Origin of the sequence: Shewanella sp. Arc9-LZ (assembly GCF_010092445.1) — a bacterium.
Lineage (GTDB): Bacteria > Pseudomonadota > Gammaproteobacteria > Enterobacterales > Shewanellaceae > Shewanella.
On record NZ_CP048031.1, the window covers coordinates 2,524,221 to 2,537,211 of the forward strand.

Here is a 12,991-nt window from a genome sequence, read left to right on the forward strand (position 1 = left end):
CTCTTCTTATCTTGTTACTGAGCAGATGTCATGACATCTGCTCACAATGTATTGTTAAATGGATAGTGACAAATATTTGCTGACTGTCCACTGAGGCTTAAAACGCTGACACGCCGCCATCAACCGCAATGCATTGTCCTGTCATATAGGTGTTGGCGGGTGATAACATCATTAACATCACCGCGACGATTTCTTTTGGCTCACCTAAACGATTCATTGGCGCGCCACGGGCCATTTTCTTTTGCTTTTCTTCGTCAGCAAAGTTGGTCACCATCGGCGTTAGGGTAAAGAATGGGCATATTGCATTAATACGAATATTCTCGCGGCCGTATTCAACTGCACCCGTCTTGGTTAAACCAATAACAGCATGTTTTGCCATAGAATAAGCACTGCCTCGAGCAGCGCCACCTAAACCGGCCATTGAACTGACATTGAGAATGGCGCCCTCGCCTTGTTTAAGCATTTGTTGTATTTGATGACGCATGCCAAATTGCACACCTTTGACGTTGACAGCAAATTGGCTGTCCATAATGGACTCGTCAATGTGATGCAGCGGCATAAACTCGTGCGCGATACCGGCATTATTAACGCCAATATCCACTCGACCAAAATATTCAATCGCGGTATCGACCATCGCTTTACAAGATTCATTTTTGGACACATCGCATTTCATTGCGACCACTTCAGCACCGGTCGCGGCAATAGCATCTGCCACTTGATGCACGCCAGCTTCGTTAATGTCACTGATGACTAACTTAGCGCCACGTTTGGCTAACTCTTCGGCCAATAATTTACCAAAACCTTGTGCTGCGCCCGTAATAACGGCGACTTTGCCCGTAAAGTCTAATAATGGATCCATGCGAGTAACTCCTGTAATTGATGGTCTTATTGTTATATTGAGTGTCTGTTTATCAATTTTTTATCATTTGTTTTTAGCTGAAATCTTAAGTATTAAGTATTAAGTATTAAGTATTAAGTATTAAAGATTAAAGATTAAAATGAGTGTTAACGTCGCTTTATCACGGTAGATGTCGTTGATAGAACGCTATTATTTCTCTTGTGCGACAACCTGCAACGCCATTTGTGCCAGCGGTTCAACGAACGATCCCACTTTATTAGCATGTTCATTTGATGCATTGCCTTCTGCAGCGCGTTTTGCCACTCCTTGGGCAATCGCCGCTAAACGAAAGAAACTAAACGCAAGATAAAACACCCAGTTTTCAATCCGTTCAATGCCCATGCGGTGGCAATATAAATCGACATATTCTTGTTCAGTCGGAATGCCTAAGCTGCCACGGTCGACGTCTTTTAAACCGTCAATACTGCCCATTCCTGCTGGCATACGTAATTGCATGCATTGATAAGCAAGGTCGGCATATGGATGACCTAATGTCGATAATTCCCAGTCGAGCAACGCAATAACCTGTGGCTCATCTTTGGCAAACATCATGTTGTCTAATCTAAAGTCGCCATGGACTAAACACACTCGGCCATCATCTTCGGGTAAATTATCTTCAAGCCACTGGCTTAGCTGGTCCATCGCGGGTATTTTTTTTAGCTCGGTCAACCGATACTGTGATGTCCAGCGAGTTAATTGACGCTCAAAATAATTTCCTGCTTTACCATAATCAGTTAAGCCAACCGCATTCACATCAACACTGTGCAATGCAGCTAATACTCGGTTCATTTCGTTATACATGGCTGAGCGGCGCTCATTGGTGCCAATCTCAGCTAACGATGCGCTCCAATAAACGGTGCCATCGCAATATTCCATTAAGTAAAACATCGAACCGATAACAGAGATGTCTTCACACAGATGGAATACTTTTGCGACCGGAACTTCGCTGTCTTTTAATGCATTAAGAACCCGATACTCTCGGTCAACCGCATGAGCAGACTTTAATAACTTGCCTGAAGGTTGACGGCGTAACACATACACACCCGATTTTGCGGTGACTTTAAACGTTGGATTAGACTGACCGCCGGCAAACTTTTCTAAGGTAATCGGGCCTTCAAAACCCTCAACTTGATTTTCTAAGTAAGCAGTCAGCTGTTGATTATTAATTGATAATACTTGGGGCATTTAGCAATACTCTTGTTGTTATTCTTAGTCATTAGATTGCAGTCATTGAATCGCAGTTATTAAAATTAGTCAGCTTGAATCAGTGTTTACGATCCAATTTTCTGACTCAATGATTGCCATCTGATTGGTGACACGGCATTCAGATTGAAACGCAGTAATGCGTTTCAATCTGTTGCTCAATGTCTGCAACGTATCGAATTACTCTGCAATCTTTTTCACTAAATCACGGCCTAACTGCATCATATGCACTTGGTCTGGACCATCGGCTAAACGCAAAGTACGTTGTCCAGCCCATGCGTGTGCTAAGAAGGTGTCTTGACTCACACCCACAGCACCATGGCATTGAATAGCACGGTCAATCACATCAAGTGACATATTCGGCGCGACAATTTTGATCATTGCAATCAGTTCTTTGGCGGCTTTATTGCCGTCGGTATCCATTTTTTGCGCCGCTTTTAAGGTCATTAAGCGAGCTTGTTCAATCTGGCAGGCAGATTTAGCAATGTCTTCACGAACCGACTGTTGCTTGATCATCGGTTGACCAAACACAATACGTTCTCCAACGCGTTTACACATTAAATCTAATGCGCGCTGAGCGATACCAACTGAACGCATGCAGTGATGAATACGTCCAGGGCCAAGGCGGCCTTGGGCAATTTCAAAACCTTTGCCTTCAGCAACAATAATATTTTCAACCGGTACGCGGACATTGGTAAACGTCACTTCGCCGTGACCTTCGGGAGCGTCGTTATAACCAAACACTTTCATTGGCCGCACTAACGTCACGCCAGGCGTGTTCATTGGCACAAGCACTTGTGATTGTTGAATGTAACGATTGCTGTTGGTTGAGTCTGTTTTGCCCATCACAATCATAATTTCGCATTGCTTACGACACGCGCCACTGATGTAAAACTTGCGGCCATTAATGACATACTCGTCACCATCACGTTCAATGCTTAACTCAATATTAGTCGCATCACTTGAGGCCACCTCAGGTTCTGTCATCGCAAATGCTGATCGAATTTTGCCTTCCAGCAATGGCTCTAGCCATTGTTTTTTCTGTGCATCATTACCGTATTTAGCCAATACTTCCATATTGCCGGTATCGGGTGCCGCACAGTTAAACACTTCAGATGCCCACATCACTTTGCCCATAATTTCAGCCAGTGGTGCATATTCTAAATTGGTCAATCCTGCACTGTATTTGCCGTACGCCACAGGCAGAAATAAATTCCACAATCCTTCTGCTTTCGCTTTGGCTTTTAATTCTTCCATTAACGGAGGCGTTGACCAAGGATCAAGCTCTACCTGTCGGTGCATTTCGTCTTCAACCGGAAACACGTTCAAATCCATAAAATCGGTTACACGTTTGATTAATGCTTGAACTTTTTCACTGTATTCAAAATTCATGTTCTACCCTTCTATTGGTCATTACGGTGTAATAGCAGTGCTAGAGTGAGGCTTAATATTTCAATTAAGACTCAAGCAGATCAGCAAACGTTAACTGAGTGACGTTAATGATTTTTTGTTAAACGGTTTAATCTCCGCGATGGCTTTGTGTTTAATTTTATTGACCCACTGCGGATCGACTAACAAGGCTCGGCCAACTGCGACTAAATCAAATTCGTCATTATTTAAACGCACTAATAACTCATCAATGCCAGTTGGATTAGACGTGCCAGATAAATCGGCATTGCCTTCACCAATAAAGTCAGCGTCTAACCCTACATTGCCAACGGTAATGACGGGCTTATTAGTGAGCTTTTTGGTCCAACCTGCTAAGTTAAGATCTGAACCTTCAAACTCGGGTACCCAGAATCGGCGGGTACTGGCATGAAAAATATCGACGCCAGCATCGCTTAGCAAACCTAAAAAGGTGGCTAACTCTGTAGGGGTTTGACACAGTTTTGCACTGTAATCTTGTTGTTTCCACTGTGAAAAGCGGAAGATAATCGTAAACGCCTCACCCACTGCGGCGCGAATGGCTTTAACAATTTCAACGCCAAAGCGAGTTCGATTTTCTAACGGACCACCGTATTGGTCATCACGTTGGTTAGTGCCTTCCCAAAAGAACTGATCCACTAAGTAACCGTGCGCGCCGTGTACTTCAATGGCATCAAAGCCAATGTTTTTGGCATCTAATGCGGCTTGTGCAAATGAGGCAACCACTTCATCGATATCATCTTGGGTCATCGCAACGCCATTTTTTGCACCGGGTTTATATAAACCTGATGGGCTATAGGCTGGTGCTTCTTTATCTGGTCCAATTCCAGGTTTTCTCACTGAACCTACATGCCAAAGCTGTGGGGCAATTTTTCCACCTGCCGCATGCACTTCATCCACTACGTGTTTCCAACCTGCTAATGCTGCTTCGCCATAAATTGCAGGTACATTTTCATAACCGTTGGCCGCTTTATGAGAAATAAACGTCCCTTCGGTGATAATCAATCCCACATCACCTTCAGCACGTCTGCGGTAATATGCTGCAACATCTTTATTAGGGACATAATTAGGTGAAAACGCACGGGTCATCGGCGCCATGACGGTTTTATTTTTCAATGACAACGATTTAGTGCTGAATGATTCAAATAACTTATCGATACTGGTGTTTTTATCGCTGTTCATGAGTATTTCCTAGCGTGTTATAGTTTTTATTTATCTGTTTTTTTCTTATACTAATCAATTCATTACCCAATCAGATAACCGCCGTCAACATTGATGGCGGTACCTGTGGTGTAACTTGATGCGTTAGATGCGAGATACAACACAGTGCCGGCCATTTCGTCTGGTTGAGCAACGCGCTTCATTGGCACGTGGTGCATCATTTGCTTCAAAATGGCTGGGTTATCGACTAATGCAGAAGCAAACTTAGTATCAGTTCCACCTGGGAGTAATGCGTTAACGCGGATATTGAATTGGGCGCATTCTTTTGCGAATGCTTGTGTCATTGAAATAACAGCCGCTTTAGTAATAGAGTAAATACCTTGGAAATCTCCTGGGATGACGCCATTAACAGACGCCACGTTAATGATTGAACCACCGCCACTGTCTTTCATTAATTTTGCGCCTTTGGTCGACATAAAGAAGTAACCACGAATGTTAACGTCGACGGTTTTTTGAAAGGCGATTAAGTCAGTATCAATAATGTGACCAAAATAAGGATTGGCCGCAGCGTTATTCACCAGAATATCTAATTTGCCATGTTGCTCTGTAATGGCGGCGAAAATCGACTCTATTTGATCCATGTCGCCAATGTGACACGCGATGGCTTGTGCACTGCCGCCGGCTTTAACAATCTCATCAACCACTATCTGGCAAGCTTCAATTTTTCGACTTGATACAATCACATGAGCACCGTACTGAGCTAATAGTTTGGCAACACTTTCGCCAATACCACGACTTGCACCAGTCACTAAGGCAACCTTCCCTGTTAAATCAAACAAATTGACATTGTTCATGTTTTTTCCTTTATATTTTTGATTAATGGTTCAAAGCGCTAAAGAGCCTCGTGATTACCTAAAGGTTACCCAGTCATCGCCAGCCTGCTCTAAGTGACTGTAGTTATTAAAATAATCAACACTCAACATGTTTTCAGAAAATAACAGTTTAGTGACACCTGTATTTCTAGCCTGCTGATTCAAGGCTAATGTTTGCTGATCGTTCAATTGTAAAATGTGTTGCACGATTGCTGAAATAGTCCCTCCTGAAGTAAACACTAAAATGTCTTTTGATTTTTTTGTGTTATTTCCAGCGGTAGTAATCTCACGATTTTTTGCTAATTCTTGTTCAATAATATTGTGCAGAGCCCGAATACAACGCGCTTTAAATTGTGGCCAACTCTCTTTGTATTCATGATCTTTATCACCAGCAATCCAACGACTGAGTGCTTGAGAAAATTCTTTTTGTAGCGTTTTATTCGGTTCATTACGTTGACTAATTTCTAGACTCATTTCTGCAAAGTTTTGCCACTGGTCATTGTACTTTTTTAAAATATCTACATGGTCAAACTCATTAAAGCCAGAATGGATAATCATGGGTGTTGATTCACCTTGGTATCCTTTTACAAAGCTGGTTAACGTTTGGCCATGACGCAATAAATCACCACTATAAAACTTGCTGGGGATAGCCCTAGCGCGCCAGTACTGACCTAATATTGTCGCTTGCTGGCTACCTTTATCTGACAGTTGATCGTAATCAGTGCTTCCAAAAGATGCCTGCCCGTGTCGAATCAAATAAATTGCTGCCATATTAGGTCTCTAACTGATTAAAATGATGGTTCAATACAAAAGTAAAAAATTAACTCACTGTTTAACTTATTGTTTAGATTGTCGTTAATCTAGGTTTAACAACCTTGAAAGCAATATTGAATTATTTTCGAATATCTGTAGTAGATGTTAATAATTAATACTTTTAGCGTATATTTAGCCATTTTTTGTACTGCACCGAATCTACTTGACTATGCTAATAGCAACATCTAAATTGAACAAATGAATAGTTCTAATACCCTACTATTTATAATTTAAATAGTAGATGTTAGATCAAAAATAGCAGATATGAGTTGAGGTGTTATCAACGTACACCGTGAGATCACCGGAGTGAGTATGAAAATTGATTTGAATTTGTTTGTGGTTTTCGATGCGATTTATTGTGAAGGAAACATAACCAAAGCAGCGTCAGTGCTAAATTTATCGCAACCAGCAGTGAGTCATTCATTAGGTAAATTGCGCACTCATTTTGATGATGCTTTGTTTATCAGGCAAGGCAATGAAATGCGGCCAACACCGGTGGCAAAGAATGTCATTGATGACGTGCGCGAAGCATTACATCAACTACAGGTGTGTTTAGTACAATCGCGGCAGTTTGAACCCTTAACCTCACGTAAGAGTTTTTCACTGTCATTACATGGCTCGTTAGAACCCTACTATTTACCGATATTGCAGCAAAGTTTGTCGTTAGAGTCTCCGGCAATCAATTTACGCAGTAATAAAAGGGTCAGACGAACGGAACTCGAAAACAAACTTGCCAGCGGTGATATTGATTTGGCAATTGATACCCTAATCCCTGTCAGTAATAACATTATGCACATCCAATTAGAAGTAGACCAACTGGTTGTTGTCGCTCGTAAAAACCACCCAGCTATTACACCAGAACTTGATTTAGATACTTACCTTCGGTTAAATCACGTGCTAGTTTCATCTCGCTCAACGGGCCCTAGCTTGGAAGATTTTGAACTTTCTCGTATTGGTTTGCATCGTAAAATCTCATTACGTTGCCAGCATGCTTTATCAGCGTGCCAAGTCATCTTAAATAACGATATGTTGCTCACATTACCCAAAACCGCCGCAGCCATGTATAGCAAGATGCTTGATATTGCTATTTACCCTATGCCAGTGGAATTACCTGATATTGGCGTGCATTTATATTGGCATGTTAACGTCGACAAAGAACCGGCTAACAAATGGCTTAGAAACAAAATGATTATTGCGGCAACAAATACTCGCATAGAGAAAAATTGACATTCATATAGGTAATGATTGAGCTTAAATGCCAACTATATTTTTTCACGCAATATATAAGGACATGCCCCTTATATATTGCCGTTTAATTAACACTGCAGGTAATTATCCATCAAACTGTGTTCTTGCAGTAAATTGATATGTTCACCTAATAAACCTAAAGACTGTTCAATCAATTTTATACACTAAGAGTTGCTGATCCATTGCCTAATATCGACATCGACAACTAAATTTAACAGCTCATTTTTTGACGGTTCATCGAGTTGATTAGTTAATGATAAATTGACAACATACAAAATTAATCCCAGAGTATTCACGTTTAATCCAGTGGCATTAAAATCCGGTTTATCTTGCATTAAAATCAGTTCACATAGATCAAGTGGGTAACCCCAAAGTGTCAAGATATAAACCGTCAAGACAGTCGCATCTGCAAGCATGGTATGAGTGTCATCTGAATCAAAATCAACATGCTCGTTTGTTTCAGACATTAGCACTAAATGGCCAATACCACTGAGTAAAGCAGCTATAAAAACAACATCTTGCTGCTCAATGCTAAATCCCATCGACTTACTTAACTGACGACATAATCGAGAATAATTAAATGACCATTCATTAATTTTTTTATGTGCTTTTTCTGGCACTCTTAAGGCTAATGCTTGATCAACGACCATACTAACAACGATCGTTTCAGTCATTTTAAGACCTAAACGTTTTATGGCCTCTTCCAAGCTCACAGTCTTGCGGCTGTAGCCTAAGAAAGCTGAGTTTGCGATTTGTATCAGCTTGGCAGCGATAACACTTTCCTGGTGAATTATGTCCGCGGCATGAGAGATATCAACTTCTTCATTGGCGAACATAGACTGAATTTGTCTCGCGATATCTGGTAATGCAAAAAAGTACCCGATACGACCCAGTTTATTTCGTAGAGGTTGTTCTATATCTAGGGTATTTAAGTGTTCTAATGAGCAAAAAACATCATTTATGTCTTGTTGTGTAAAAGGTTTTTTCAACACAAAATGGGCAATTTCTGTTACTTTAGACACAACATCCTCGGCGGTGTCACCGGTTAATAACACCCGTAATGCCGACGGCATTATTTGAGAAACCTGTTTTAGCAGCTCATCACCATTAATATCTGGCATTAAGTAATCACAAATCACGGTATCGACAATGGCCCCATCAGGCAAAGCCTGCTGCCAATGAAGTGGATCACTGCATAAATAAAATTGCCAATGTGGTTTGAGACGACTTGCGACTCTATTTAGCGCTTTAAGCATAAAAATATCGTCATCAATAAACAGTACAGTTAATGTTTTCATAAATCACCCATTAATCTGGCAACTGAAAAATTAGGATCAGAAATTAAAGAAATAAACTGCTCCTCTATTTGAGGGCGAGCAATAACATAGCCTTGGATAATGTCACAATTCAGCCGTTCAAGAATTGGAATTTGGTCAAAATACTCTACTCCTTCAACCACCACTTTCATACCTAAATCATGGGCCATACGGGTAATGTTAGCGATCATGCTTTGAGTGTTTAAATTACTGGCAATGTCGATGATTAAAGACCGATCTATTTTAAGCACATCGATTGGCAATTTTGATAAATAAGACAAAGATGAATAGCCCGTACCAAAATCATCAATCGCAATACTGATCCCTGCTTTTTTAAGTCTAGCCAGTTTCTCTGCACTTTCTTCAATATTATCAACCAACCATGACTCTGTTAATTCAAATTCGAGAATTGACATGTCGATATCGAAACCTTTCAATAACGCTTCGACTCTTGGTATAAAATCGGGTTCAGATAATTGCTTTCCAGAGATATTAACAGCAACATGATCGAGAACGATTCCGTTTTTAAGCCAATTTGAAATCGCTAAACAGGTTTTTTCAATTACCCAGTAGCCTATTTCAATAATTTGCCCTTCTTGCTCCGCTATTGGAATAAATACGTCTGGAGAGACCATTCCTAACTCTGGACTATTCCAGCGTAACAGTACTTCACAACTAGCAATTTTACGTAATCTTAAATCGTACTTAGGTTGAAAGTTTAAAAATAACTCTTGATTTTCAATGGCATGATATAAGGCTTTACTTGTAAATAATTGTTTGCGTTTCTGCTCGATGATTGAGTCGTCAAAACGCATGTAAAAATGAGAGTTTCCATTACTATGCAGTCTGTTACTGACCAATGCATTACTGAATAACTGCTGTGCACTCGCGCCATCACTTGGAGCAATGCAATAGCTAATCGTAAATTCAATGCGTACGGTTTTTTCAGCATATTTTTTGTCAGTAAACGATGAAAAAATATTATCTAGTTGACTGTGTAATTCAATCTCCGATACATAGTTAGCAACAAGAATCACAAAATATTCATTCGGTAATACAGATATTCGGTGATTAAACCTTTCACATTCCATTATTAATGTTGTGTGTATCTCATTAAATAATGCAACAGAATCAATATCGCCTAGCATATCAGCCCAGTAGCCATAATTTTTTAGATGTATAGCCACCAAAGCAAATGATTTATCTGTCTCAAGTAATGTTTGCGCAGTGCTTAATAAACTTGTTTGATCGATTAGCGTTTTTGACTCACAAAGGACATTATTATCAACGTCTGATGCGATTGAAATGGAAAAAAATCTAGAATTATCGGTCACATGCTTAAGGCTAAACATAACACTTTCGCCTTGAGTCGTTTGTAATGTCGGGGTTTCAACGTTAGGGCTAAATAAATAGTCAATGCAACGATCAGTACAATACGGAAACAGGTCATTTAATAATGTATTTTCGTTTCTTATTGCAAGTATCTTTTTAGATAAGCCATTGAACCTACCTATTTGACCATGTGGAAAAAGCTCGATTACAGCTTCATCACTGCTGGCGAGTAGATCAGCAATAATACTTCTTTGTTGTTTACTGTGGTATTGACAAAAGGCCTTCTCGACCTCAATAACAAGTGCATTGTCGTCCCATGGTTTTTGTAAAAAACGAAATACAGTACGAGAGTTAAGCAGCGTTAATATAGAATTAAAATCAGACGAACCACTAAGCACCATACACACCGTATTAGGTTGCATAGATTTTATTGCTAGCAGTAAATCAGACCCATTCATCATAGGCATACGATAATCTGAAATAACGACAGGACATGCTTCTTTAGACATGATCTCTAAAGCTTCTTTACCGTTATCAGCAATAAATACTTGATAACCTACACGCGTGAACAATCTTTTTAACGCTCGTAATATGGACTGTTCATCATCAACAATGAGTAGCTTTTGCTTCATAATTTTACCCATTAATTAAAAGACTGTTGACTAAAGATCGCAGCTTGTCGTTATCAAACGGTTTTGATAATACCGCATCAGCACCTAAATCTAAGGCCTTTTGCAATTCATGTTCAGATAATCCAGACAACACAAGGATTTTTAATTCCGCTAATTCTGGCTGTTGACGGATAAATTGCAATACTTCAAAACCATCTAAACTAGGCATTGCAAGGTCAAGTGTAATCAAATCAGGTTTATCACTGAGTAATTTAACTCCCGCGTGAAATCCATCTGCGGCAAAAGAGAAATAATAACCGCTTGATGATAAAACTCGGCGTATTGCATTTCTAATTTCAGTTTCATCATCAATAATTAAAATACGTTTTGGTGATGCAGAACCTGAGTCGGAATCAGTCTCTATATCCTCACAGTAACTCATTAATTCTTCAGGCATTGGCATTTTTTGTTGTTGTAAAAACAAAATAAAATCGTCCAGTAGAACTCGGTAATTACCCCTACCCGGCAATTTATGTCCTTTTAACCGACCTTGCGAAATCCAACGACTAACAGTCCTATGATGCACATCACAATACTGCGCAATGACACTGGGTCGTAACGTTTTCATATTTTATCACTCATCATAAAACTTGATTAGTTGTCATTTATAGCATAACTTAATCAATGAGACAAATGAGACATTGAAGACATCGTAAATTTAGGAACATATGAAACAATTAGAAACTGCAGATTTACCTGTAATTTTATGTGTAGACGATGAGACCAGTATTTTAAAGTCTTTACAACGTGTATTTTTTTCATCAAATGTTCAACTATTACAAGCTTCTAGTGGTAAACAAGCACTAGAAATAATGCAACAACACAAAGTGAACCTGATCATTTCTGATATGCGAATGCCGAATATGACAGGTGCAGAGTTTCTTGCACAAGCAGCCGTAATGCAGCCTGACAGTTATCGTATTTTGATGACTGGATACTCGGATATTCAATCTACTGTTGCGGCCATTAATATCGGTAAAATTCATCGTTATATTCAAAAGCCTTGGGATAATACTGAACTACTTGCACAAGTTAATGAGGGGCTAGAGACTTATCGCCTACTTAAAAAAAATAAAGAACTGACAAAGAAAATTGCAGTTCAAAATAAACAACTAAAACAATTGAATACCAATCTAGAAGACACGGTACAGCAACGAACCCAACAACTAAAACAAAGTTTACAACAATATAAAACCTTGGCCAATAATCGAGGTAATGAACAGAAAGCCACATTAGAAGTGCTTTATAATTTAATTAGTATCAATCCGGAAATAAACGGTCAGTTTGCACTTAAAATCAGTGAAACCTGCAATAACATCGCTAACCTATTAGGCATCACTCCACCTGGAGTCGAAATTATTACTAAAGCAGGATTATATTCCGAGCTAGGCAAATTAGGGTTACCTTCTTATTGCCTAAATAAGCCATATGATGAACTGACTAGTGCTGACCAAAAACATTTTATGCGTCACCCTCAATTAGCAGAAGAAATTTTAACACCTGCCGTTCATTTATCTGTAATGAGTGAAATTATTGCTAGTCAATATGAACAATATAATGGTACCGGAGAGCCATTACAGACAGCGGGCAAAAATATTCACATAGGATCGCGAATTTTATCCGTTGCTAGAGATTTTTGGCATGAATTTCTGCCTAAAAAAAATATTCAAGAGCCGACAAAAGAACAAGTATATAAACTGATAATGCTTCAACAAGGTATTTTATACGACCCAAAAGTGGTTGAAGCATTGGGTAAATTAATATTTAGTAATGAAAATAATAAAGAAAACATTCATTATTCTGAAGAAGAGTTCTCAAATGGCATACACATAGGAGAAATATCTATTGGTATGCGACTTAGTCAAAATCTCTATAATCGTAAGCATATGCTACTACTACCAAAGGGACATATCTTTTGTGCTAAAACAATCAATAACTTACAGAGTTATGAAAAGAGACACAAAGAAACGTTACTGATAAAAGCAGAGAAAGTTGAAAAGTGACCTGATCAGGCAGAACAAAAGAATGTATAACACGATAATCGCATCTACA

The 12,991-nt window shown here is 39.4% G+C and carries 11 protein-coding genes; 2 read left to right on the plus strand and 9 right to left on the minus strand.

Translation table 11 applies throughout. The annotated features are described in order from the left end of the window. Positions 1-97 precede the first annotated feature (97 nt). The 6 genes from GUY17_RS10875 to GUY17_RS10900 all read right to left on the minus strand — a co-directional run bounded on the left by GUY17_RS10875 (position 98) and on the right by GUY17_RS10900 (position 6,330). The gene (locus GUY17_RS10875; protein ID WP_101087176.1) at positions 98-859 is read right to left on the minus strand and encodes an SDR family NAD(P)-dependent oxidoreductase; all 762 of its coding nucleotides are present in this window, start codon (positions 857-859) and stop codon (positions 98-100) included. 189 nt (positions 860-1,048) lie between these two features. Continuing rightward, on the minus strand, positions 1,049-2,083 hold the full coding sequence (locus tag GUY17_RS10880) for a phosphotransferase family protein (RefSeq protein ID WP_162023162.1): 1,035 nt from the start codon (positions 2,081-2,083) through the stop codon (positions 1,049-1,051). A 198-nt stretch (positions 2,084-2,281) separates the two neighbouring features. Next, complete coding sequence (locus GUY17_RS10885) at positions 2,282-3,493, minus strand: acyl-CoA dehydrogenase family protein (protein WP_162023163.1); 1,212 nt, start codon at positions 3,491-3,493, stop codon at positions 2,282-2,284. 90 nt (positions 3,494-3,583) lie between these two features. After that, positions 3,584-4,708 carry an NADH:flavin oxidoreductase gene (locus tag GUY17_RS10890; protein ID WP_162023164.1) on the minus strand — a complete coding sequence of 375 codons (1,125 nt, stop codon included), beginning with the start codon at positions 4,706-4,708 and terminating at the stop codon, positions 3,584-3,586. A 62-nt stretch (positions 4,709-4,770) separates the two neighbouring features. Further along, entirely contained in the window at positions 4,771-5,541 is a 771-nt protein-coding gene (locus GUY17_RS10895; protein WP_101087172.1) for an SDR family oxidoreductase, read from the minus strand. Positions 5,542-5,595: 54 nt separating this feature from the next. Continuing rightward, on the minus strand, positions 5,596-6,330 hold the full coding sequence (locus GUY17_RS10900; protein WP_162023165.1) for a histidine phosphatase family protein: 735 nt from the start codon (positions 6,328-6,330) through the stop codon (positions 5,596-5,598). A gap of 354 nt (positions 6,331-6,684) precedes the next feature. Here GUY17_RS10900 and GUY17_RS10905 point away from each other — a divergent pair, with 354 nt between their 5' ends. Further along, a complete protein-coding gene (locus tag GUY17_RS10905; RefSeq protein WP_162023166.1) occupies positions 6,685-7,599 on the plus strand; it encodes a LysR family transcriptional regulator in 915 nt (304 codons plus the stop codon). Positions 7,600-7,784: 185 nt separating this feature from the next. Here the strand turns inward: GUY17_RS10905 and GUY17_RS10910 are convergent, their stop codons facing one another. The 3 genes from GUY17_RS10910 to GUY17_RS10920 are packed head-to-tail and all read right to left on the minus strand — an operon-like array spanning position 7,785 to position 11,507. Next, the gene (locus GUY17_RS10910) at positions 7,785-8,918 is read right to left on the minus strand and encodes an HDOD domain-containing protein (protein WP_162023167.1); all 1,134 of its coding nucleotides are present in this window, start codon (positions 8,916-8,918) and stop codon (positions 7,785-7,787) included. Continuing rightward, the gene (locus tag GUY17_RS10915; protein ID WP_162023168.1) at positions 8,915-10,912 is read right to left on the minus strand and encodes an EAL domain-containing protein; all 1,998 of its coding nucleotides are present in this window, start codon (positions 10,910-10,912) and stop codon (positions 8,915-8,917) included. Before GUY17_RS10915 ends, GUY17_RS10910 begins: the two co-directional genes overlap by 4 nt. Next, positions 10,905-11,507 carry a response regulator gene (locus tag GUY17_RS10920; RefSeq protein WP_101087167.1) on the minus strand — a complete coding sequence of 201 codons (603 nt, stop codon included), beginning with the start codon at positions 11,505-11,507 and terminating at the stop codon, positions 10,905-10,907. Before GUY17_RS10920 ends, GUY17_RS10915 begins: the two co-directional genes overlap by 8 nt. A 100-nt stretch (positions 11,508-11,607) precedes the next feature. Here GUY17_RS10920 and GUY17_RS10925 point away from each other — a divergent pair, with 100 nt between their 5' ends. Continuing rightward, on the plus strand, positions 11,608-12,942 hold the full coding sequence (locus GUY17_RS10925) for an HD domain-containing phosphohydrolase (protein WP_162023169.1): 1,335 nt from the start codon (positions 11,608-11,610) through the stop codon (positions 12,940-12,942). Positions 12,943-12,991 lie beyond the last annotated feature (49 nt).